18 protein-coding genes and 2 tRNA genes are annotated in these 23,481 nt (G+C 68.5%); 7 read left to right on the forward strand and 13 right to left on the reverse strand.

The window, feature by feature from the left end; genetic code table 11:
* Positions 1 to 87: 87 nt before the first annotated feature.
* Complete coding sequence (locus D5S08_RS08270; RefSeq protein ID WP_241557301.1) at positions 88 to 1,149, reverse strand: enoyl-CoA hydratase/isomerase family protein; 1,062 nt, start codon at positions 1,147 to 1,149, stop codon at positions 88 to 90.
* A complete protein-coding gene (locus D5S08_RS08275; RefSeq protein ID WP_241557302.1) occupies positions 1,142 to 1,450 on the reverse strand; it encodes an I78 family peptidase inhibitor in 309 nt (102 codons plus the stop codon). Before D5S08_RS08275 ends, D5S08_RS08270 begins: the two co-directional genes overlap by 8 nt.
* Before the next feature lie 89 nt (positions 1,451 to 1,539).
* Between D5S08_RS08275 and D5S08_RS08280 the strand changes: the two genes are divergently transcribed.
* From D5S08_RS08280 to D5S08_RS08295, 4 genes are read left to right on the forward strand one after another with little or no spacing between them, the layout of a single operon-like run.
* Positions 1,540 to 2,004, forward strand: a complete 465-nt coding sequence (locus tag D5S08_RS08280) for a MaoC family dehydratase (RefSeq protein WP_121117415.1) — start codon at positions 1,540 to 1,542, stop codon at positions 2,002 to 2,004.
* A gap of 57 nt (positions 2,005 to 2,061) precedes the next feature.
* A complete protein-coding gene (locus D5S08_RS08285; RefSeq protein ID WP_175578905.1) occupies positions 2,062 to 2,607 on the forward strand; it encodes a hypothetical protein in 546 nt (181 codons plus the stop codon).
* Positions 2,538 to 4,805, forward strand: coding sequence for a TonB-dependent receptor (locus D5S08_RS08290; RefSeq protein ID WP_121117417.1), 2,268 nt, complete (start codon positions 2,538 to 2,540; stop codon positions 4,803 to 4,805). Before D5S08_RS08285 ends, D5S08_RS08290 begins: the two co-directional genes overlap by 70 nt.
* Positions 4,802 to 6,199: a PepSY-associated TM helix domain-containing protein gene (locus D5S08_RS08295; RefSeq protein ID WP_241557303.1), complete on the forward strand. Its 1,398-nt coding sequence runs from the start codon at positions 4,802 to 4,804 to the stop codon at positions 6,197 to 6,199. Before D5S08_RS08290 ends, D5S08_RS08295 begins: the two co-directional genes overlap by 4 nt.
* Here D5S08_RS08295 and D5S08_RS08300 read toward each other — a convergent pair.
* The 6 genes from D5S08_RS08300 to acnD form a co-directional block, all read right to left on the reverse strand.
* A complete protein-coding gene (locus D5S08_RS08300; protein WP_121117419.1) occupies positions 6,196 to 7,185 on the reverse strand; it encodes an asparaginase in 990 nt (329 codons plus the stop codon). The genes D5S08_RS08295 and D5S08_RS08300 overlap by 4 nt on opposite strands.
* 55 nt (positions 7,186 to 7,240) lie before the next feature.
* Positions 7,241 to 8,239: an SDR family oxidoreductase gene (locus D5S08_RS08305; RefSeq protein WP_121117421.1), complete on the reverse strand. Its 999-nt coding sequence runs from the start codon at positions 8,237 to 8,239 to the stop codon at positions 7,241 to 7,243.
* A 62-nt stretch (positions 8,240 to 8,301) separates the two neighbouring features.
* A complete protein-coding gene (gene prpB / locus D5S08_RS08310) occupies positions 8,302 to 9,222 on the reverse strand; it encodes a methylisocitrate lyase (RefSeq protein ID WP_121117423.1) in 921 nt (306 codons plus the stop codon).
* Between the two features lie 45 nt (positions 9,223 to 9,267).
* Positions 9,268 to 10,422 (reverse strand): bifunctional 2-methylcitrate synthase/citrate synthase, encoded by a 1,155-nt coding sequence (prpC, locus tag D5S08_RS08315; protein WP_121117425.1) that lies wholly within the window; start codon positions 10,420 to 10,422, stop codon positions 9,268 to 9,270.
* A 26-nt stretch (positions 10,423 to 10,448) separates the two neighbouring features.
* A complete protein-coding gene (prpF, locus tag D5S08_RS08320; protein WP_121117427.1) occupies positions 10,449 to 11,639 on the reverse strand; it encodes a 2-methylaconitate cis-trans isomerase PrpF in 1,191 nt (396 codons plus the stop codon).
* Positions 11,636 to 14,257, reverse strand: coding sequence for a Fe/S-dependent 2-methylisocitrate dehydratase AcnD (gene acnD, locus D5S08_RS08325; RefSeq protein ID WP_121117429.1), 2,622 nt, complete (start codon positions 14,255 to 14,257; stop codon positions 11,636 to 11,638). The genes prpF and acnD overlap by 4 nt, the downstream gene beginning before the upstream one ends.
* 109 nt (positions 14,258 to 14,366) lie before the next feature.
* On the opposite strand from acnD, the gene D5S08_RS08330 reads away from it, so the two are divergent.
* On the forward strand, positions 14,367 to 15,479 hold the full coding sequence (locus tag D5S08_RS08330; RefSeq protein ID WP_121117431.1) for an S-(hydroxymethyl)glutathione dehydrogenase/class III alcohol dehydrogenase: 1,113 nt from the start codon (positions 14,367 to 14,369) through the stop codon (positions 15,477 to 15,479).
* Here D5S08_RS08330 and D5S08_RS08335 read toward each other — a convergent pair.
* From D5S08_RS08335 to D5S08_RS08355, 5 genes are all read right to left on the reverse strand, one after another.
* Entirely contained in the window at positions 15,473 to 18,274 is a 2,802-nt protein-coding gene (locus D5S08_RS08335; RefSeq protein ID WP_121117433.1) for a glycosyl hydrolase 115 family protein, read from the reverse strand. The two genes, D5S08_RS08330 and D5S08_RS08335, sit on opposite strands and share 7 nt — an antisense overlap.
* A gap of 94 nt (positions 18,275 to 18,368) precedes the next feature.
* Positions 18,369 to 18,444, reverse strand: a tRNA-Thr gene (locus D5S08_RS08340).
* Positions 18,445 to 18,464: 20 nt separating this feature from the next.
* Positions 18,465 to 18,538, reverse strand: a tRNA-Cys gene (locus tag D5S08_RS08345).
* Positions 18,539 to 18,590: 52 nt separating this feature from the next.
* Positions 18,591 to 19,265, reverse strand: coding sequence for a winged helix-turn-helix transcriptional regulator (locus D5S08_RS17125; protein WP_241557304.1), 675 nt, complete (start codon positions 19,263 to 19,265; stop codon positions 18,591 to 18,593).
* A 92-nt stretch (positions 19,266 to 19,357) separates the two neighbouring features.
* Entirely contained in the window at positions 19,358 to 20,557 is a 1,200-nt protein-coding gene (locus D5S08_RS08355; protein ID WP_121117435.1) for an LL-diaminopimelate aminotransferase, read from the reverse strand.
* A 147-nt stretch (positions 20,558 to 20,704) separates the two neighbouring features.
* Between D5S08_RS08355 and D5S08_RS08360 the strand changes: the two genes are divergently transcribed.
* Both D5S08_RS08360 and D5S08_RS08365 read left to right on the forward strand, forming a co-directional pair.
* Positions 20,705 to 22,588, forward strand: coding sequence for a PHA/PHB synthase family protein (locus tag D5S08_RS08360; RefSeq protein WP_241557305.1), 1,884 nt, complete (start codon positions 20,705 to 20,707; stop codon positions 22,586 to 22,588).
* Between the two features lie 24 nt (positions 22,589 to 22,612).
* Positions 22,613 to 23,410, forward strand: a complete 798-nt coding sequence (locus D5S08_RS08365) for a phasin family protein (RefSeq protein ID WP_241557306.1) — start codon at positions 22,613 to 22,615, stop codon at positions 23,408 to 23,410.
* The last annotated feature ends 71 nt before the right edge of the window (positions 23,411 to 23,481 follow it).

Here is a 23,481-nt window from a genome sequence, read left to right on the forward strand (position 1 = left end):
AAGTGCCGTCTGCCGCCCCTTTGCACAAGCGGGACAGACGGGCAGATTTTCTTGGGGGGCGGCAAGTGGGCCGGAACCTGGGGGTGGTCAGACCCGGTGCGGCGTCCATTCCTCGCCCGCCGGCAGGGGCGCGAAGATCGCCTCCAGCGCCGCACCCTGCGCCGGCGGTTGCCACAGCGCGTCGCCCGTCTTGTCGACCAGCACGGCCCGCACGCCTTCGGCAAAGTCGGGCCGGGCGATCATGCGCAGCGCGATGCGATGTTCCAGGGCCATCTCGGCCGCGAAGTCCGGCACTTCTTCGGCAAACAGGCGCAGCGCGACCGTGGCGCTGGTGGGGCAGCGGGCATCCACCGCGGCCAGCTCCTTGATCGCCCACCGGCTTCCGTCGGCTGCCAGTGCGGCGCGGATCGCCGACAAGGTGCTGCCGGCGAACAGGTGCTCGATCACCTCGGCATTGCCCTCCAGCCGGGCGGGCGGCGGCGTGGTGGCGAGCCGTTCCAGCGCCTGTTCGATCCCGGCGGGATCGGCGGTGATCGCCGCCTTGGCCTGTTCCAGCGCGTCGGCCGGCAGGTAATGCGTGGCCAAGCCTGCCCACAGGCTCTCCGCCCCGTCCAGCCGCGCGCCGGTCAGCGCCAGGAACGGACCGATATTGTGCGGCAGGCGCGGCAGGTACCAGCCGGCGCCGACATCGGGGAACAGGCCGATCGCGCCTTCCGGCATGGCCAGAGCCGTGTTCTCCGTGGCCACGCGATACAGGCAGGGCAGCGCCAGCCCGACGCCGCCGCCCATCGTCACCCCATCCATGAAGCAGACCAGCACCTTGGGGCAGGTGAACAGCAGGTGGTTCAGGCGGTATTCGTGTCCGAAGAACGCGCGCGCGGCCGTGCCGCCATCTGTCAGCACCGACTCTCGCACCCAGGTCACATCCCCGCCGGCGCAGAAGCCGCGCACGTCCGGCGCATGATCCAGGATGATGGTGGTCAGCGAATCGTCATGCCACCAGCCCAGCAGTGCCCCGGTCATGACATCGCACATGGGCGGCGTCAGCGCGTTCAGCGCGGTGGGGCGCGCCAGCCGGATGCGGCCGACCGCACCTTCGCGCCAGACCTGCACGCCGTTGATGGTCGAAGGGCCGATGGCGTCAGCCACAGCTGATCCGGGTGATCGCCATCTGCTCGTCATAGGCGACCGTCAGCCGGTCCGGCCGGTAATCCATCGTCATTGCGGAGTTGGGCGGCGCCCAGCGGAAATTCTCCGCCCTCGTCGCCTTCATCAGCCGCTCCATCATGGCGACATCCACCCGCTGGCCGATCAGCCCCTGCACATCCGTCGCGTCGCAGGGCGGGTTGCCGCCGGTATGAGCCAGCTCCTCGCGCACCTGGTCCCAATGGGCCTTGCATCCGGCCAGCGACAGGGTCGCCAGCAGGATCAGCGGAAGTCGGGTCATCATCGCTCGTTCTCCTTTGGCAGCTTCAACGGGCGACTGGCGCACCGGCTCCCCTCTGCTAACGCTCTGCCACGGGAGAAGGAGTTCGCACAATGGCAGGGCTGTGGTTTGACGAATTGCAGGTGGGTCAGCTGTTCGCCCATGCGATCCGCCGCACGGTGACGGAAACCGACAATCTGCTGTTCTCCACCATGACGCACAATCCGGCGCAGCTGCATCTCGATGCCGAATATATGGCGGGGACGGAGTTCGGGCAGGTGCTGGTCAATTCGGTCTTCGTGCTGGGGCTGATGGTGGGTGTGTCGGTCGGCGATACCACGCTGGGCACCGCCGTCGCCAATCTGGGCTGGGACGAGGTGCGGTTTCCCAGTCCGGTCTTTGTCGGCGACACGCTGCGGATCGAGACGGAGGTGCTGGAACTACGGCGCAGCAAGTCGCGGCCGGACCAGGGCATCGTCACCTTCGCGCACCGCGCCTTCAACCAGCATGGCGATCTGGTCGCCCAATGCCGGCGCAGCGGGCTGCAGCGGTGCCGCCCGGTGGAACAGGACGGATAGGCAAGCGCACCTGCGCGGCATAGAAGGTTGACCATGCGGCACGGGGCGGTCCTTGGCATGGTGCGACGAGGCGGGCTGCTGCTCGCCTTGCTGGCGCTGCTGGCGGGCGCCGGCGTGCCGCGCGGCTGGATGCCGCAGGCGTCGGCCACCGGCATCACCCTGTCGCTCTGCTCCGCCGGGCTGGACGGGGCCGCGCGGCAGCAGGCGCTGGCCGCGGCCCATGCGCTGCTGGCCGATGCGCTGGACAAGGCGGGCAATCACGACAGCGACCAGCCTGCACCCGACGACCCATGTCCCTTCGCGGCCGCGCCAACGCCGCCTCTGCCCCTGGCGGCAGAGGTACCCGTCATCGCCCCCGGGCCGATGGCAGAAGCCGTGTTGCAGCCGGCCGCCGTGACCATCGGCCATGGCCTCGCGGCACCTCCGCCGCCCGCCACCGGACCACCGCTCCACCACTGGCCCCAGCCTGCCGATCCGCACGCCCTTGCGTGTGCGTCGGCGCCTGTGCCTTTCAGTGATGGAACCCACCGACCATGTTGCCTTCCTCCCGCCGCGCCCCTCTGCGTGCGGCCCTCGTCATCGGCGCAGCCGCGCTGCCCCTGACCCCCGCCTGCGCCGCTGACGGACCTGCGGGCGAGCCGATCCTCGTCACCGGCACGCTGTCCAGCCGCGAACTGCAGCAACTGGACACGCCTGCGCTGGGCGTGGCGATCGACGGCGAACAGATCGCCGCGATCAATGCGGTGAATGTGGAGGACGTGATCCGCTACGCCCCCAACCTCCTGGTCCGCAAACGCTACATCGGCGATGCCAACGCCACCCTGTCCTTCCGCAACATGCACACGCAGCAGACACCGCGCGCGCTGGTGACGGTGGACGGCTTCATCATCTCCGACTTCCTGGGTGCCGATTTCGACACCGCGCCCAAATGGGCCGTGCTGGCGCCAAGCGACGTGGCGCAGGCGGAGATCATCTATGGCCCGACTTCGGCCCGCTACAGCGGCAATTCGCTGGGTGGCACGTTGCGGCTGGTGACCGCGCCGATCACGGCGGAGGCGATCCATCTTGGCGTACAGGGCTTCTACCAGAACTATCGCTACTACCAGACGGACGAAGACCTCACGGGCTTCGCTCTGAACGGGCAGGCGGATTTCGCACTGGACGATGCCGGAGGGGTCTCGCTGGCGTGGCGGCATTTCGAGAACCAGGGTCAGCCGCAGCAATGGCAGACGGTGAATGCCGGCACCCGCTACGCCGATCAGGCGCAGGTCGACGATGCGCTGGGCTTCCCGCTGCGCATCGCCGCGCAGGACAGCGTGGTCGACAGCGTGGAGGACCAGATCCGCCTGCGCGGCAATTGGGATACCGGCACGGTGCAGCTGCGTATGCTGGCCGCGCTGCTGCTGGATCGGGAGACGACTGACAATCCGCTGAGCTTCCTGCGCGACGAGGCCGGGCGGCCCAGCTTCGTCGGTATTCCCGGCATCACGCAAGGGGAGAGCGAAAGCGCCGAGATGCTGCTGGGGCTGGGCCTTGCCACCGTGGCGGCCGGCTGGAAGCTGGATCTCAGCGCCAGCCGGTTCCGACTGCTGGACGGGGAAACGCGCACTTCTGACCAGGCCGATATCGTCAGCGGCGCCATCCCGGACAGCGGCCTGCTCACCACGCCCGAAGCGCACTGGACCAGCCTGGAGGCCGTGGCTGAGCGGGGCTTCGGCGCGCATGAGGTCGCGCTGGGTGCCTCTTACGCGGGCTATACCGGGAGGGGGCGCACAGGCGCGGTCGCCGACTGGCGCCGTGCCACCGACCCTGAACTGCGCAATGCCTCCGGCGGGGAAACGCAGCTTGTCGGCCTGTGGGCACAGGATGCGATCACGCTGGCCCCGGCGTGGACCGCCACCCTGGGCCTCCGGTGGGAGCATTGGCGCGCACAGGACGGCTTCCTGCAGAGCGGTGCCACCCGCGTCGATTACGCCGGCCGCAGCGACCATGCCTGGTCGCCCAAGGCGGCGCTGACCCTGCGCCCCGATGACGTAACGGAAATCACCGCCAGCGCGGCCTGGGCCACGCGCTTTCCCACGGTGGGCGAGCTGTACCAGGCGGGCCTGATCGGGTTCGGCCCGGATGTGGGACAGGTCGATCTCGGCAGCTTCGATCCCGATCTCAGGCCGGAGCGCGGCTTTGACCTGCAATTGACCGCCGCGCGCCGCTTCGGTGATGTGCGCGTCACGATCAGCGGATACCGGCAGGCGGTGGACGACACGCTGTTCAGCCAGTCGCTGCTGATCCCCAGCCCGGCCGATCCCGGCACCACGGTGCAGCAGACGCTGATCACCAATATCGGCGAGGTCGAGACCTGGGGCGCGGACCTGATCGTGGCGGCGGAGGATGTGCTGATCCCCGGGCTCAGCCTGGATGCCAACCTGTCGTGGATCGACGCCACCATCACCGACAATCCGCTGGACCCCGCGCTGGAAGGCAACCGTTTCCCGCGCGTGCCGAGGTGGCGGGCAAATGCGTCCCTGCGCTACCAGGCCTCTCCGGCGCTGAACCTGGCGGCCAATCTGCGGCATCAGTCGACGCCGGATCGCGACATCCAGAACTCCGCCTCGTCCCGCTGCGACACCTATTATTGCGTGTCCCCCTTCGCCTTTGTCGACCTGAAGGCGCAGTTGAACGTTGGACGGTTCATGGTCGATCTTGGCGTGGACAATCTGCTGGATGAGAAGGCGTTCGTCTTCCACCCCTATCCGGGGCGCACCTTCGTGCTGGGCCTGCGCTGGACGGGGGGCGTGCTGTGAGCGGGGCCGCCGCGCCGCGGGCGGAGCGCTGGTACGCGACCGTGTGGCGCTGGCACTTCTATGCCGGGCTGTTCACCGCACCCTTCATCCTGTGGCTGTCCGCCACCGGCGCGCTGTACCTGTTCAAGCCGCAGATCGAGGCGTGGCAGGATCGCCCCTACGATTCGCTGCAGGTGACCGGACCACCCGCCACCCCGTCGCAACTCGCCCGGGCGGCCGAGGATGCGGTGCCCGGATCGGTGCTCCACCGTTTCACCCTGCCTGCCGAAGCGGATGACGCGCAGCGGGTGATCGTCGGGGTGGGTGCGGTGGAGACTCGCGTCTATCTGCACCCGCAGACCGGTGCGGTGCTGCATCAGGTGGCGGAGGAAGCGCGGCTGATGCGCATCGTCAGCCGCCTGCATGGGGAGTTGAAGGCCGGGCGCCCCGGCTCCGCCCTGGTGGAGCTGGCGGCGAGCTGGGCCGTGATCCTGCTGCTGTCGGGCCTGTTCCTGTGGTGGCCACGCGGGCGCAAGGGTCTGGGCGGCGTGCTGTGGCCGCGCCTGAATGCGCGCGGACGGATCATGTGGAGGGATCTGCATGCGGTCACCGGGTTCTGGGTGTCGCTCGCCGCCGCCTTCCTGATCCTGTCGGGCCTGCCCTGGGCTATGAGCTGGAGCAATTACCTGACCGCGATGCGCGAAGTGACGGGGCAGTCGGCGGGTCCGGTCGACTGGTCGCAAGGCTCCACACAGGAGGCGGCGGAGCGGGTCGCACTGGATGCGGCGGCCCGCGAAGGCCGCATTGCCGATCCCGATGCTGGCCATGCCGGTCATGCGGGGCATGGGCAGGCTGCGGCGGCACTGCCTTCCGCGCTCGACCAGCTGGACCGGGTGGTGCCGGTGGTCGCCACGCTGGATCTCGCCGGACCGGTGCAGATCAGTCCGCCGGCGGAGCCCGGCAGCACGGCGTGGCTGGCGGCCAGCGAATCCGCCAACCGCCCGCTGCGCGACAGCGTGGAGGTGGACGGCGTCACTGGCCGCGTGATCGGCGGACTGGCCTTCGCGCAGCGGCACCCGATCGATCGGGCGGTCGGCTATGGCATTGCCATCCATGAAGGGGCGCTGTTCGGGCTGGCGAACCAGTTGCTCGGCCTGGCGGTGGTGATCGCGTTGGCACTGATGTCCGTGGCGGGCCTGGTGCTGTGGTGGCGCCGGCGGCCGGCCGGGCGACTGGGTGCGCCGCCGCCGCAGGGGCAGCTGCGCCACAGCTGGGCACTGGTGGCGCTGACCGTGCTGCTGGGCTTCGCCGTGCCGCTGTTCGGGGTCAGCCTGGCGCTGCTGGTGGCGCTGGAACAGCTGGTGCTGCGCCGTTCCGCACGCGCCAGCCGCTTTCTGGGGCTGCGCGCGACCTAGCGAGTGAGGGGCGGTGGCGCGAGCCAGCCTTGCGCCAGCCGCCCGGCCTCCGCCGCATCGCGCCCATCACCCAGCGCCACGGCCAGCAGCAGCCGCAGCTTGCGCGCGCTGAGCAGGCCGGCAGGGACCGCGCCCAGATCGGCCAGCGCCGCGCCCGAGGCATAGGACGGCGCGGTGCCGCCGCCGATGCAGTGGGTGGCGATACCCAGCAGCACGCCCGCCGCCTTGGCCCGCTGCATCGCAAACAGCACGGCGGCGGGCACATTGCCGCGGCCGAAACCCTGCACCACGATGCCGCGCGCGCCCCCATCCACCAGCAGGTCGATCAGCTTGCCCGTGCTGCCCAGCGCCAGCGATGCGACCGCCACTGTCGCGTCCGGCTGCACACGGGCAAAGGCGGGGCGGCGGCGCGGGAGCAGTTCCAGCTGCATGCCGCGATCGTCCACCCGCCCGATCGCCGCGCTGTGGGGGCCGAACGCCTCCGGACCGCTGCTGTCCAGCTTCAGCGCATGCGGCGCAGGCAGGATGCGGCCGCCGAACACGATGACGCTGCCGATCCCGCGCGATGCCGGGTCCGCCGCCACGGCCAGCGCGTCCAGCAGATTGGCCATCCCGTCCGATCCCGGTGCGCCGGGCGCCCGCTGCGCGCCGGTGAACACCACCGGCTTGGCCCCGCCATGGAACAGGTCCGTCAGGAAGGCGACGTCCTCCATCGTGTCTGTGCCATGCGCCACCACCGTGCCGGTCAGGCCTGTGTCGCCCTCGGCCGTCGCCGCCAGGTCGATGATCCGCAGGGCGTCGGCAAAGCCCATGTCCTCGCTCAGCCCGGCATAGGCTTGCCGTTCCACCAGCGTGTACGGCACCGGCGGCAGGGCAGCGGCCAGCCCTGCGCTGCCGGCACGGCCGACCAGCACACCCCGGCCATCGGGCACGGAGGCGATGGTGCCGCCGGCATCGATCAGCAGCACTTGCGGCTTTGCGGTCATCGGCACTCACCTCCTGTGGAAATGGCGTGGCCCATGGCCGCAAAGCCGGCCTGCCTCAAGGCATTCCGCCCCCGCCATGCGCGCCCACGGCGGTGCCGGTGGAGTAGGTCGTCTCGTCGCTCGCCAGCGTCACATACAGCGCCGCCAGCTCCGCCGGCTGACCGGCGCGGCCCAGCGGCGTGTCCTGCCCGAACTCGCCCATCGTGCCGGGGATCTGCCCGCCGCAGACCTGCAGCGGGGTCCAGATCGGCCCGGGGCTGACCGCATTCACCCGGATGCCCTTCTTGGCCAGCTGCTTGGCCATGCCCTTGGTCAGGTTCAGGATCGCCGCCTTGGTGCTGGCATAGTCGATCAGCTCCTTGCCCGGATCGTAGGAGTTCTGGCTGATCGTGTTGATGATCACCGCGCCCGGCGGCAGGCTGGGGATCGCCGCCTTGCTGAAGCGGAACACATGGTAGATGTTGGTCTCGTAAGTGCGCACGAACTGCTCATCGCTGATCTCCAGGATATCCGCCTTACTCTGCTGGTAGGCGGCGTTGTTGACCAGGATATCCAGTCCGCCCAGCGCCTCGATCGCTTTCGCCACCGTCTGCTCGCATGCGGCCAGCGTCCGGATGTCGGCCGGCAGCAGCACCGCCTTGCGGCCCGCCTGCTCGATCAGCTGCTTGACCTCCTGCGCGTCCGGCTCTTCCGTCGGGTAGTAGTTGATCGCCACGTCCGCACCTTCGCGCGCATAGGCGATCGCCGCGGCCCGGCCGATGCCGCTGTCGCCCCCGGTGATCAGCGCCTTGCGGCCGGTCAGCTTGCCCGATCCGCGATAGCTGCTCTCGCCATGATCGGGGCGCGGCGTCATGCGGCTGGCCAGGCCCGGCCATTCCTGCTGCTGTTCCGGGAAGGGCTCGCGCGTATAGGCGTTGCGCGGATCGCGCAGGGGCCGCGCCGCTGCCGTGCCGCCGCCTTCCTGCGCAGTGGCGGGCCCGGCGAAGGCGCCTGCTGCCAGGCCCATCGCCGCTCCGCCCAGCACCGTCCTGCGCGTGGTCTCGTAATCCTGCATCACCGGCTCCGCTCTGTAACCCCGTCTGCCAGGGTCAACGACGAGCGGAGCCGATGTGTCCGTCAGTTTTCGCCGGTCGCCTGCGGCACCACCGTGCGCACGATGCTTGCGTCCAGCTCCTCGAAATCGTGCAGCCCGATCGTGTCGTACAGCTCCTGCCGGGTCTGCATCCGATCCACCATCTCGTGCGTGCCGCCATGCTCGCGGATGGAGGCGTACAGCTCCGCCACCGCCTTGTTGGCGATGCGCAGCGACGAGACAGGCCAGATCACCATCTTGTAGCCCATCTGCTCGAACTCGGTGGCGGTGAAGAACGGCGTTTTGCCGAACTCGGTCATGTTGGCGAGCAGGGGCACGTCGGGGACCGCCGCGGCGAACTTCTCAAACATCTCCCGCGTGTTCAGCGCCTCGGGGAAGATGGCGTCGGCGCCGGCCTGCACATACAGCTTCGCCCGTTCCACCGCCGCATCGAAGCCCTCGACCCCGGCGGCATCGGTGCGCGCCACGATCACCATGTCGCGCCGCGCCTTGGCCGCGGCAGCGACCTTGGCGGCCATGTCTGTCGGGCTGACCAGGTTCTTGCCGTTCAGATGGCCGCACTTCTTGGGCAGGATCTGGTCTTCCAGATGCACCGCGCCCGCGCCCGCATCCTCGAAGGTGCGGACCATGTGCATCACGTTCAGCGCCTCGCCATAGCCGGTATCGCCATCCACCAGCAGCGGCAGGCCCGATGCGCGGGCGATCTGCCGGATGAAGAAGGCGACCTCGTCCACCGTGATGATGCCGAGGTCCGGCAGCCCCATGCTGGCCGTCATCGCCGCGCCGGATAGGTACAGGCCATCGAACCCGGCATTGCGCGCCTGGATCGCCGCCTGGCCATTATGCGCGCCGGGCAGCTGGTAGATGCCGGGCCGGTTCAGGCCATCGCGGAAACGCTTGCCGGCGGTTTCGGTGGGGAGGTCGGAGGCGAGGAGATAGGGCATGGAGTTCCTTCGAATTGCTGGTGCGGTCTGGCGTGGCGGGAGAGACTACCCCCGCTCCGCCAGCGGCACCCAGGCCAGATCCTCCGGCCCGACATAGTTCGCGCTGGGGCGGATGATCTTGTTGTCCTGCCGCTGCTCGATCGCGTGGGCGGCCCAGCCGCTGGTGCGGGCGATGACGAACAGGGGGGTGAACATGGCGGTCGGCACGCCCATCAAATGGTAGCTGACGGCGCTGAACCAGTCGAGATTGGGGAACATCTTCTTGGTGTCCATCATCACCGTCTCGATCCGCTCGGCGATGTCGAACTGGGTGGTCGAGCCGGCTTCCTCCGCCAACCCCTTCGCCACCCGCTTGATCACCTCGTTGCGGGGATCGCTGACGGTGTAGACCGGGTGACCGAAGCCGATGATGACCTCCTTTGCCTCCATGCGGGCGCGGATGTCGGCCTCGGCTTCGTCGGCGGTGGCGTAGCGCTTCTGGATCTCGAAGGCGACCTCGTTGGCGCCGCCATGCTTGGGGCCGCGCAGCGCCCCGATCGCGCCGGTAATGGCGGAATGCATGTCGCTGCCCGTGCCCGCGATTACCCGCGCGGCGAAGGTGGAGGCGTTGAACTCGTGCTCCGCATAGAGGATCAGCGAGGTGTGCATCGCGCGCACATGGCTGTCGGGCGCCGGGCTGCCGCGCAGCAGGTGCAGGAAGTGGCCGGCGATGCTGTCATCGTCCGTCTCGACGTCGATCTCGCGGCCATTGTGGCTCCAGTGGTGCCAGTACAGCAGCATGGAGCCGAGGCTGGCCATCAGCCGGTCGGCGATGTCGCGCGCGCCGGGGGTGTTGTGGTCGTCCTTCTCCGGCAGGGCGCAGCCCAGCGCGGAGACACCGGTGCGCATCACGTCCATCGGGTGCGCGGCGGCCGGGAGCGCGGCCAGCGCTTCGCGCACGGCCAGCGGCAGGCCGCGCATGGCCTTCAGCTTCAGCTTGTAGGCGTGCAGTTCGGCAGCATTGGGCAGGCGGCCATGGACCAGCAGGTGGGCGATCTCCTCGAACTCCGCCTCCTCGGCGAAGTCCAGGATGTCGTAGCCGCGATAATGCAGGTCGTTGCCGGTGCGGCCCACCGTGCACAGGGCGGTGTTGCCGGCGGCCACGCCGGACAGCGCGACGGATTTCTTGGGCTTGAAGCTGGGGGTAGTCGTCTCGGTCATCCTCGGGTCCATTCTTCTTCTTGTTGTCAGTACGTGCCTGCCGGCACATGCACGCGGCCGTCCATCAGGATGCGCGCGCTGCGGCTCATCACCGCCTTGGTCACGGTCCAGCGTCCGTCCACCTGGCTCGCCTCGGCACCCACGCGCAGGGTGCCGGAGGGGTGGCCGAAGCGCACGGAGGTCCGCTCGCCTCCGCCGGCCGCCTCACTGACCAGCGTGCCGGGCACCGCGGCGGCGGCGGCGATGGCGACGGAGGCGGTGCCCATCATGGCATGGTGCAGCTTGCCCATGGACAGCGCGCGGACGAGCAGGTCCACCTCCTCAGCGGCAATCGACCGGCCGCTGGCGGTGATGTAGGGGGCGGGCGGGGCGACGAAGGCGATCTTGGGCGTGTGCTGGCGCCTCAGCGCCTCTTCGGCGGTGGCGATCAGCCCCATCTTCAGCGCGCCGATCGTGCGCAGCACCTCGAACCGGCGCAGCGACTCTGGATCGCCGTTAACGGCCTCGCGCAATTCGGTGCCGGTGTAGCCGATATCGGCCGCCCGGACGAAGATGGTGGGGATGCCAGCATTGATCAGCGTGGCCTGCAGCCTGCCGCCGGCGACAATCTCTTCCGGCACGTCAAGCGTGTCGACCAGATTGCCGGTGGGGAACATCGCGCCCTCTCCATCGGCGGGGTCCATGAACTCCAGCACGATCTCGGCGGCCGGAAAGGTGACGCCGTCCAGTTCGAAGGCGCCGGTTTCCTGCACCGCGCCGTCGCTGACCGGCACATGGGCGATGATCGTCTTGCCGATATTGGCCTGCCACAGCCTGACGGTGCAGATGCCGTTCGTGGTGTTGCGGGCCGGATCGACATATCCGGCATGAATGGCGAAGGCGCCGGCTGCCGTGGAGAGGTTGCCGCAATTGCCGGACCAGTCCACGAAATCGCTGTCGATCGATACCTGGCCATACAGGTAATCCGCATCATGATCGGGCACGGTGGCGGGGCCGACGATCACGCATTTGCTGGTGCTGGAGGTCGCCCCGCCCATGCCGTCGATCTGCGCGCCATAGGGATCGGGGCTGCCGATCACCCGCTGGAACAGCCGGTCCCGCGCCGTGCCCGGTACCCGGCAGGGTTCGGGCAGATCCTCCATGCGGAAGAACACCCCCTTGCTGGTGCCGCCGCGCATATAGGCGGCGGGGATGGCGATCTGCGGTGCCGCCATCATGCCGCCTCCGCCGCCAGGAAGTCCTCCGCGAAGCGCTGCAACACGCCGCCGGCCTCGTGGATCGAGACTTCCTCCTCCGTGTCCAGCCGGCACAGGACGGGCACCTCCTCCACGCTGCCATCGCGGCGGGTAATCACCAGCGTCAGCTCCGCGCCCGCCTGCGGATCGCCCAGCACGTCATACGTTTCCGTCCCGTCCAGCTTCAGGCCAAGCCGGGTGGTACCGTGCGTGAACTCCAGCGGCAGCACGCCCATGCCGATCAAATTGGTACGGTGGATCCGCTCGAAACCCTCGGCCACGATCGCCTCCACCCCGGCCAGCCGTACGCCCTTGGCCGCCCAGTCGCGGGACGAACCCTGCCCGTAATCGGCGCCGGCGATGATGATCAGCGGCTGGCGGCGGGTGAGATAGGTCTCGATGGCCTCCCACATGCGCACCACCCCGCCCTCCGGCTCCACGCGCGCCAGCGAGCCGCGGCGCACCTCGCCATCCACCACCGCCATCTCGTTCACCAGCTGCGGGTTGGCGAAGGTGGCGCGCATCGCGGTCAGGTGGTCGCCGCGATGGGTGGCGTAGGAATTGTAGTCCTCCTCCGGCACGCCCATGCTGGTCAGGTATTCCCCCGCGGCGCTGGTCGGCAGGATCGCGTTGGATGGGGACAGGTGATCGGTGGTGATGTTGTCCGGCAGGATCGCCAGCGGTCGCATGCCCCGCAGCGTGCGCGGGGATGCCGCCAGCGCGCCCAGGCCGGCCGTGTCCCAGTAGGGCGGGCGGCGGATATAGGTCGATTGCGGGCGCCAGTCATACAGCGGCGAGACTGCCTCATGGCCATGCAGGTCGCGCGCGAACATCGGGTCGTACACGTCGCGGAACTGCGATGCCTTCACATGCTGGCCGACCACCGAGTCGATCTCCGCATCGGTGGGCCAGATGTCGCGCAGCCGCACCTCCTGGCCACCCGGCGTGATGCCCAGCACGTCCCGCTCGATATCGAAGCGGATCGTGCCGGCGATGGCATAGGCCACCACCAGCGGCGGGGAGGCAAGGAAGGCCTGCCGCGCAAAGGGATGGATGCGGCCGTCGAAATTGCGGTTGCCCGACAGGACGGCGGTGGTGTGCAGGTCGCGCTCCACGATCTCGCGCTGGATGGCGGGGTCCAGCGCGCCCGACATGCCGTTGCAGGTGGTGCAGGCGAAGCCGACAATGCCGAAGCCCAGCCGCTCCAGCTCCTCCAGCAGGCCGGCTTCCTCCAGATACAGGCTGGGCACCCGCGATCCGGGGGCGAAGGAGGTCTTGACCCACGGCTTGCGCGTCAGGCCCAACGCATTGGCCTTCTGCGCCACCAGCCCGGCCGCGACCACGTTGCGCGGATTGCTGGTATTGGTGCAGCTGGTGATCGCGGCGATGATCACCGCGCCATCGGGAATCAGGCCGGCCTGCTCCTGCGCCAGCGCGCCCGGCAGATCATGCGCGATACCGGTCGCATGCAGGGCGGCGGTGGGCAGGCGCTTGTGCGGGTTGGAGGGGCCGGCCAGGTTGCGCTCCACCGTGGAAAGGTCGAACTCCAGCACCCGGTCATATTCCGCCGTCGCCAGTGCATCGCCCCACAGGCCCACCTGCTTGGCGTAGGTTTCCACCAGCCGCACCTGTTCAGGCGCGCGGTTGGTCAGCAGCAGGTAGTCGATCGTCTGCTGGTCGATGAAGAACATTGCCGCCGTGGCGCCATATTCGGGGCACATATTGCTGATGGTGGCGCGATCGCCGACGGACAGGCTTTCCGCCCCCTCGCCGTAGAATTCAAGCCAGGCGCCGACCACGCGCTCGCGCCTGAGGAACTCGGTAATGGCCAGCACGATGTCGGTGGCCGTGATCCCTTCCGCACGCCGCCCGGTCAGGCGCACGCCGACGGATACAGGCAGGCGCATCATGGACGGGCGGCCCAGCATCACCGTTTCCGCCTCCAGCCCGCCGACGCCGACTGCGATCACGCCCAGCGAGTCCACATGCGGGGTGTGGCTGTCCGTGCCGACGCAGGTGTCGGGGAAGGCCAGGCCATCGCGCACCTGCACGACAGGGCTCATCCGTTCCAGGTTGATCTGGTGCATGATGCCGTTGCCCGCCGGGATCACGTCCACATTGTCGAACGCGGTCTTGCACCATTCGATGAAATGGAACCGGTCCTCGTTGCGGCGGTCCTCGATTTCCCGGTTGCGCAGGAAGGCGTCCGGGTCATGGCCGCCATGCTCCACCGCCAGGCTGTGATCGACGATCAGCTGCGTGGGCACCACCGGATTGACCTTGGCCGGATCCCCGCCCTGGTCCGCGATCGCGTCACGCAGGCCGGCGAGATCGACCAGCGCGGTCTGGCCCAGGATGTCGTGGCAGACCACGCGCGCCGGGTACCAGGGAAAGTCGCGATCCCGCCGACCGTCGGCGATCTGCTGCAGGTAGTCCGGCAGGTCGGCCGGATCGGCGCGCCGCACCAGCTGTTCGGCCAGCACGCGCGCGACATAGGGCAGCCGGTCATAGGCGCCCGGCCTGATGGCTTCGACCGCCGCGCGCACATCGATGTAGTGGAGGTCCGTGCCGGGCAGGGGTTTGCGATAGGGGTTGTCCATGCACCGGTCCTTTTCATGCCAAAGCCTTGGGAGCAAACCCCATTTGGGAAGCTTGCCGCTGCTTCGCCACCGGTCTACGCGCCGGGCGCGCTATCAGGAGGGCAAACCTATGAAGACCCGTGCCGCCGTCGCTTTCGCGGCGAAGCAACCGCTGGAGATCGTCGAACTGGACCTGGAAGGGCCCAAGGCCGGCGAAGTGCTGGTGGAGATCATGGCGACCGGCATCTGCCATACCGATGCCTACACCCTGGACGGGTTGGATTCCGAAGGCATCTTCCCCTCCGTGCTGGGCCATGAAGGCGCCGGCATCGTGCGCGAAGTCGGCGCGGGCGTCACCAGCGTGGTGCCGGGCGATCACGTGATCCCGCTCTACACCCCCGAATGCCGCCAGTGTAAGTCGTGCCTGTCCGGCAAGACCAATCTGTGCACTGCCATTCGCGCAACGCAGGGCAAGGGGCTGATGCCGGATGGCACGACCCGCTTCAGCTACAAGGGGCAGCCGATCTTCCATTACATGGGCTGCTCCACCTTCTCCAACTTCACCGTCCTGCCGGAAATCGCGGTCGCGAAGATCCGCACCGATGCGCCGTTCCAGTCCAGCTGCTATGTCGGTTGCGGCGTGACCACGGGCGTCGGCGCGGTGGTGAACACGGCCAAGGTGCAGGTCGGCGACAATGTCGTGGTGTTCGGCCTGGGCGGCATCGGGCTGAACGTGATCCAGGGCGCGCGGCTGGCCGGCGCGAACATGATCGTGGGCGTGGACATCAACCCGGAGCGGGAGGAATGGGGCCGCCGCTTCGGCATGACCCATTTCCTGAACACCAAGGGCATGTCGCGCGAGGAGACGGTCGCCAAGGTGGTCGAGCTGACCGATGGCGGCGCCGACTACACCTTCGACTGCACCGGCAATACCGAAGTGATGCGCACCGCGCTGGAGGCGTGCCATCGCGGCTGGGGCACGTCGATCGTGATCGGCGTGGCGGAAGCAGGCAAGGAAATCGCCACCCGCCCGTTCCAGCTGGTGACGGGCCGCAACTGGCGCGGCACCGCCTTTGGCGGGGCGAAGGGCCGGACCGACGTGCCGAAGATCGTCGACTGGTACATGGACGGCAAGATCGAGATCGACCCGATGATCACCCATGTCCTATCGCTGGAGGACATCAACAAGGGCTTCGACCTGATGCATGCGGGCGAGAGCATCAGGAGCGTGGTCGTCTACTGATCCACCGGCTGCATCGCCGGCACCGCGCCATAATAATCGGGCGCGGTGTCGGGGTGGAGTTCGATCCGGTCCAGCAGCACGCCGGGATCGAGCGGCACGATTTCCACCCGGTGCCGACCCGCGGGCAGTTGCGGCAAGGCGATGTGGCGCAGCGCGGTGTTGGACAGGACGTTGGCCTTCCACTCCTCGCTGCGGCCATGGGTAGTGAAATCCAGGGTGGTAGCCTCGCCGCCATCCACCCGCACGACGATCCGCATGCGGTCCTCGCCGGTCAGCATATGGGCGGGAATGGCGACGATCCGCAGCCGGGCATCCTGCAATGCGGTGGTCGTGAAGTTGTAGGCCAGCGGAGCAGCGCCGCTGCCGCCTTTGGGCAGGTCGAGCCGGGAGCGCAGCGCGCCGGCGCGAGTGCCGAGGCCGGGCACCACCTCCCAATCCGCACCCTTGGCAGCGATCGCGGGCAGGCCGATGATGGCGTTGAAGGCAGGGGCTGGGTCTGCCGGCAGCAGGGCCGGGGCGAGTTGCAGCTGCCGTTCCCCGCAGGTGATCGTGCCCCCGGCCAGTGTTTCCGCCCCATCATAAGCAAGCGTGATGCGCGTGCGGAAGCCGTTGCCTTCATCCAGCCGCCCGCTGCTGGCGGAAGCGGTGGCGCCCGACAGGCCGGACAGGGCCCAATCCGCCGCGACCCCGCCGCTATACAGCGTGAAGGCGCGTGTCGCGGGCCGCCCGGCGGTCAATGCGAGATCGGTCATCTCCAGCCCGCATGCCGCTACTTGCGGCAGGGTGTAGCCGGGCCATGACGGTTCCTGGAACACCGGCAGGCGGCGCGGCGCCATGTCCATCATGCCGGCCCACTTGCCGCCGGCCATGCTGTTGTAGGTGGCGGTGTCCTCCACGATACGGGCATGTGCCGCACGGGCCTGTTGCGCCAGCGCGGCCATATCGGCGCGCGGCACGCCGGCGTGGCGGCTGGCATGGCCGCCGGGATCCGCGACCGGCACCGGAGCGCGCTGCGCCCCGGCATGTGTGGCGGCGAGGTCCAGCTTCAGGATACGTTCGTTCAGGCTGGCAGCCGCGCGCACCGGGTATAGCACCAGCTGGAAAAAGGCATCCTGCCGGTCGGCCGGCAGCGTGGCGCCCAGCGCCTCCGCCCGCGAGACCAGCGCGGCATAGGCATCCAGCCGGCGCTCCGCCTCCTCCCCACCTGTGCGGACATAGTCCGAAACCCGGTTCGGCCGGGTCGGTTCGGTCTGGCCCCAGCCCATGAATTCCGGTCGCCGTTCCCAGGCGAGACCGTAATAGGCATTCATGATCCCGGCGATCTCGGCCGCCGCATCGGCCCCGAACTGCGCGGCCGCCCAGCCGCGCAGATGATCGTCCGGCGTCTGGTCGAACTTGCCGGCATCGAAGGCGAGGTCGAGGAAGTAGTGCGTCAGATACTCCGCCGGCTTGATGTCGCCGACATTGGCGATCCAGATCCGCCGCGCGCCCGTGTGCCAGGCGCGCTGCATCTGTTCGCGCACCAGCGCCGGGTGCGTCGTCGCCAGCCACAGATAATCGTGCGGGCGACCCCAATAGGACAGGTGATAATAGACACCCGATCCGCCGCTGCGCTGCCGCTCGGCGGCGTCGGGCAACTGGTGGATGTAGCCGTAATTGTCGTCCGGCCACACCAGCGTGACATCGTCCGGCACTGCCAGGCCGGCATTGTAGGTGTCGAGCACCTCCTTGTAGAGCGTCAGCGCCTGCGGCACCTGCTGCGGCGGGCGGCCCTGCACCTGTGCCAGCAGATCGCGCTGCGCCGCGATGACGGCGGCGGTCGCATCGCGCGCCTCCTCGGCCGTGCTGGCGCCTTCCATGCCCGAATCATGCTTGCCGCGCAGGCCGATGCTGGTGATCGTGTCCTGGTCCCGCGCCTCCACCGCCCGCTCGCGCCAGTAGCCGAGCAGCGCGTCGCGATTGGTAAACCAGTTGAACGGGCCGCGCTCCGCCTCTTCCCATTCCCGCACATTGTTGCGGTTCATGGGTTCGGCATGGGATGTGCCCAGCACGATCGCATGGTCGCGCGCGGCGGCGGCATTGCCGGGAATCTGCCAGAACGGCCTGGTGCTGTCGTGCATCGCGGGCCAGATCGTGTTGGCCTTCAGCCGCCACAGCAATTCGAAGATGCGGGCATAGGTCTTCGGCCCGATATCGCCGGTCTCGGGCTCGTAGGTCTTTGCCGCCCAGGGCTGCAGGCCCCAATCCTCGTCATTCAGGAAGATGCCACGATAGCGGACCGACGGTTCCTTCGAGAGAACGGGAGCGGCATCCACCACCAGCCGGCCCACCTTGCGCGGTGTCACGTCAGCCCACCATTCCCAGGCGGAGATGCCCAGGTCGCGCGTCAGGTCGACCACGCCCCAAACGGTGCCGCGCGGGTCGGACCCGGCGATCAGCAAGATGCGGCGCCCGGCGGCATCGGTGAAGGCGGAGCGACGATATTGCTCCCACTTGCCGGCGAGACCGGCGGTGGCGCCGGCCCGGCCCAGGCCGGCGATCAGCGGCGCGTCGTGCTGGCCGATGATGATGCAGGTGACGGCGCAGCGCGCCGGGTCGGTCGCGAGGTCCGCCGTCCGGCCGGTCAGGGCGAAAAGGTCACGGGCCAGCAGCTCGGCCGCGAGGCGCGCGGTGGTGTCATCCCCGTGCACGATGGTGGGGGCAGCGGCGCCGTCGAACAGCACCATCTCCTCGGCTGCGGCGGGCAGGCACGGCACAGTGGCGCACAGCGGGGCGAGCAGCCAGCGCAGGCGCATGCGGTTCGTAGATTTCACTGACAATGCCGATCTCCCATCGGATCGGCAGTAACACCATCCCCCCACCGCTCAACCCGTGGAGGGCTGGCCGGGATGGTGCCGCTTACAGGACTCGAACCTGTGACCCCATCATTACGAATGATGTGCTCTACCAACTGAGCTAAAGCGGCGTCCCCGGATCAGAGGGGTATGGAGGCCCGAGCCGGAATCGAACCGGCGTAAACGGATTTGCAGTCCGGTGCGTAACCACTCCGCCATCGGGCCGGAAGGCGCGCACCTAGCGAAAGCGGCGGGGAAGCGCAACGGCCATTCGGCATCAAGGCGACAAGGCCGTGTCCGGGGGCGGACCGGTCGCCGGAACATGGCCGTCAGGCACCTCCAGCCGGTAGCCGCCGGTGCTGGCGGTGCGGACCAGATCGGCGCAGCCGGCCAGCGCCAGCTTGCCGCGCAGGCGGGACACGTGAACCTCCACGCTGTTGGTTTCGGGCTCGTGATGGATGCGCCACACATCCTGCAGCAGGGTGCGGCGGGTCACGGGCGTGCCGGGCTCCTCCGCCAGGCGCCACAGCAGCCCGAATTCGCGCGGGTGCAGGCCCAGCCATGACGGACCCCGGCGGGCATCGCGGTGCAGCAGGTCCAGCATCAGCGGCCCGGCGGGCAAGGCGCGGGGCACGGCGCTGGCGGCCGTCTGCACGCGGCGCGCCCGGGCTGCCAGCTCCGCCAGGCCGATTGCCGACTGCAGCACGTCGCCACAGCCGCGCGCCAGCAGGCGGGCGCGCGCCGTGCTGTCCGCCACCCCCAGCACGATCAGCCGCCGCGCACCCGCCAGGGTGCGATCGTCATCGGGCAGATTCCGCCCGTCCAGCAGCGTGACATGCACGCATCGCGGCTGCCCGTCATCGGAGCAGGGGCACAGCTGCCAGCCGCAACGCCGCAGATCCCATTGTTGCGGGATATCGCCCGCCCGCATGTCCCAGCAGAACCACTCCACGGTGCGCCCCTTCTCAGCCCGAATCACGGGTTTGGGGGGAGCGCACCAGCATTGCCGGGCGGTGGCAAGTGCGCCAGCCACCCGGCGGCCCGTCATGCGGCGGAGCTGTTCACTCCCATGCTCTGGAGATAGCGACGGACATTGCGGGCTGCCTGCCGAAGACGCTGTTCGTTCTCCACCAGACCGATGCGCACGAAGCCTTCGCCATCCTCGCCATAGCCGACCCCCGGCGCCACGGCGACGCCGGCATGGGTCAGCAGCTGCTTGGCGAATTCCATGCTGCCCAGATGGCGCAGCGCCGGCGGCAGCGGGGCCCAGGCGAACATGGAGGCGGGCGGGGCGGGGATGTCCCACCCGGCGCGGCCGAAGCTTTCCACCAGCACGTCGCGCCGCTTGTGGTACAGCAGGCGGTTGTTGTCGACGATGTCTTGCGGCCCGTTCAGCGCGGCGCAGGCGGCGGCCTGCAGCGGGGTGAAGGCGCCGTAGTCGATATAGGATTTCACCCGCGTCAGCGCGGCGATCAGCGTCTTGTTGCCGACGGCGAAGCCGATCCGCCAGCCGGCCATGCTGAAGGTCTTGGACAGGCTGGTGAACTCCACCGCCACGTCCTTCGCGCCGGGCACTTCCAGGATGGAGGGGGTCGGCTGGCCGTTATAGTACAGTTCCGAATAGGCGAGGTCCGACAGCACCCACACCTTGTTCTCCCGCGCCCAGTCCACCAGCCGGGTGTAGAAGGCGAGATCGACGATTTCCGACGTGGGATTGCTGGGGTAGTTCACCACCAGCACCGTGGGGCGCGGGCTGGTGAAGCGCATGGCCTTGTCCAGCGCATCCCAGTACCGTTCGTCCGGGGTCGTCGGCACGGCGCGGATCGTGGCGCCGGCGATGATGAAGCCGAATGTGTGGATGGGGTAGCTGGGGTTGGGGGCCAGGATCGTATCGCCCGGCGCGGTGATCGCGGTGGCGAGGCTGGCCAGCCCTTCCTTGGACCCCAACGTGACCACGACCTCCGTTTCCGGGTCCAGCTCGACCCCGAAGCGGCGCTGGTAGTAGTTCGCCTGGGCGCGGCGGAGGCCGGGAATGCCCTTGGATTGCGAATAGCCGTGAGCGTCCGGTTTCTGCGCGGCTTCGCACAGCTTGTCGATCACGTGCTGCGGCGGCGGCAGGTCCGGATTGCCCATGCCGAGGTCGATGATGTCCTTCCCTTCCGCCCGCGCGGCGGCCCGCATCGCGTTTACTTCGGCGATGACATAGGGCGGCAATCGCTTGATGCGGTAGAATTCGGTGTCCATGGCCTCTGCAACATTCGTTTGGCGCCGGGGCGATGCGCGCAAGATGGTTGCCCCGATCGTCCATGTGCCGGAACCGGCAGGCCGGTGCAATGCAGATGCTTGCGTATGGTGCGGCCATGCTATGCACGCGGCAAAGGAGAGGAAGCGATGGGTGACGATTTGCCGCGCAATGCGGGCGAGCTGGTGACCGACATGCTGCAGGCGCAGGCCGAACTGGCGCGGCAGGCCATGCAGACCTTCCTGCCGGGCACGGCCGATCCGGTGCCGCCGGGCGAGGCTGTCGCCGAATGGAGCGCCGCGGCGCAGCGGCTGCAGGACATGTGGCTGGCGTTCCTGCACCAGCAGCGTCCGCTGGCGGGGGCGCCGGGCGTGCCCGGAGGCGAGATGCCGGTGCCGCTGTTCGCCGATCCGGCACGCTGGCTGCAGCTGATGCGTGAATGGGCGCAGGCGTTGCCCTTCATGGATCCGGAGCGGCAGCAGCACCTGGCAGAGCAGCTGGCGGCGCTGTGGGAGAATCTGGCAGGCCAGTTCGCCGCCGCCGCCGACACCGGCGCGCCGGTGCGGCTGCCGCGCAAGGACCGGCGCTTCGCCGCGCCCGAGTGGGTGGAACAACCCGCCTTTGCGGTGCTGCACCAGTCCTATCTGCTGCTGAGCGAGTTCCTGCTGGGCACGATCGACGATTCGCCGGGGCTGGCGGAAGGGGAGCGGCAATCGGTGCGCTTTGCCATCGGCGCCATGCTGGATGCGCTGAGCCCGGCCAATTTCCCGCTGACCAATCCGCAGGTGCTGCAGCGAACGCTGGCGACCGGCGGCGAGAACCTGCGCCGGGGCATGGAGCGGCTGGCCGCCGATCTGGAGCGGGGGCAGCTGACCCATGTGGACAGCAGCGCCTTCCGCCTGGGAGAGACGATCGCCGCCACGCCGGGACAGGTGGTGCACGAGACCGAGCTGTACCAGCTGATCCAGTATTCGCCGGCCACGCCCGACGTGCTGGCCGCGCCGGTGGTGATCTTCCCGCCCTGGATCAACCGCTTCTACATCCTGGATCTCAATCCGAAGAAGAGCTTCGTGCGCTGGGCCGTGGCGCAGGGGCTGACCGTGTTCATGGTCAGCTGGCGGTCGGCCGATGAAAGCCTGACCCATGTGGAATGGGACCATTATGTCCGCGCGCAGATCGAGGTGATCGAACATGTGCGGGCGCGGCTGGACGTGCCGGCGGTGCATACGGTGGGCTATTGCGTGGCTGGCACCACGCTGGCGGCGACGCTGGCGGTGATGGCCCGGCGCGGGCAGGGCGAGCAGGTGGCCAGCGCCACCTTCCTGACCGCGCAGGTCGATTTCGCCGCCGCGGGGGAGCTGAAGCTGTTCATCGACGAGACGCAGCTGGAGGTGATCCGCCAGGCCAGCAAGACCGGCTACATGGATGGCCGCTATCTGGCGGCCACCTTCAACCTGCTGCGCGGTCCGGACCTGATCTGGAACACGGTGGTGAACCATTATCTGCTGGGCGAGGACTATCCGGCCTTCGACCTGCTGCACTGGAATGGCGACGTCACCAATCTGCCGGCCATGTGGCACGAGGCCTATCTGCGGGACCTGTATCGTGACAATCTGCTGGTCGTGCCAGACCGGCTGAGCGCCGACGGCACACCGGTCGACCTGCGGCGGATCGCCGTGCCGGTCTATGTCCAGGCCGGGCGGGAGGATCACATCGCTCCGCCGGCCAGCGTGTTCCGCATGCTGGGGCATGTCGGCGGGCCGACGCGATTCGTGCTGGCCGGCAGCGGCCATATCGCCGGCGTGGTGAACCCGCCCGAATCGGGCAAGTACCAGTTCTGGATCGATGGCCCGGTGACGGGATCGCTGGAGGAGTTCGTTGAAGGCGCGCAGGAGGTGCCGGGCAGCTGGTGGAGCGACTGGGCCAGCTGGATCACTGCCATCGCGCCGGACAGGGTGCCGGCGGAGGGCGCCCGCGACCCGGCGGAGGACGGGCTTGAGGCGGCGCCAGGACGCTACGTAGCAATGCGCTGACTGTTAAGCTAATCGCTTTGTGCAGTGCACAATCTGCTTGACGACAAACGCAAAATATTTATTTTGTGCAGCGCAACAACGGTGTTGCACCGCAAGGTTCCATTATTACCCTCCGTTGGAATGAACATGGACGATCAAGGCAAGTCGCAGGATGATCCTGCTTTTCCCGTGATGGCGAACCCGGCTTCGGCCGCTCCGCAGCCTGATACCGGGGGTGATCCCGTGACAGAGCCTGTGGCCCAGCCGATGCCCCAATCTGTTGTCGAAGCCGCCGCCCCGCCGGCTAGCAGCCCCATCCGGGGCATGCAGGGCGACAATCCCGTGAAGCGCACGATTGCACAGCTCAAGGACAAGATCATGGCCACTGCCCCCAGCAACGAAGATATCCAGCAGTTCAACGACAGCGTCACCACTTCGGTGACCCAGGCGATGAACGAAGCGCAGGGCAAGGCCCGCGAAGCTTACGAGAAGGGCACCGCCGCTGCTGGCGAGGCGACCGAGTTCGCCAAGGGCAACGTCGAAGCGCTGGTCGAGAGCAGCCGCATCCTGTCCGAAGGCCTGCAGACCATCGGCAAGACCTATGCCGAGGAAGCCAAGTCCGCTTACGAGCAGATGACCGCCGACATGAAGGAAGTGGCCGCGATCAAGAGCCCGACCGAGCTGTTCCAGCTGCAGGGCAAGATCATGCGCCGCAACTTCGATTCGCTGGTGGCGGCAAGCTCGCGCAACACCGAAGCGATGATGAAGCTGGCGAACGAGGCGTTCGAGCCGATCTCCGGCCGGATGAGCGTTGCCGCTGACAAGATGAACAAGCCCGTCTGATCCAGGCGAGCGGTTCGTTGAACATGGCGGGGGCCGGGTGCATCGTCACCCGGCCCCTTGCTGTATGCAAC

The sequence above is a fragment of the Croceibacterium ferulae genome (assembly GCF_003660445.1).
Lineage (GTDB): Bacteria > Pseudomonadota > Alphaproteobacteria > Sphingomonadales > Sphingomonadaceae > Croceibacterium > Croceibacterium ferulae.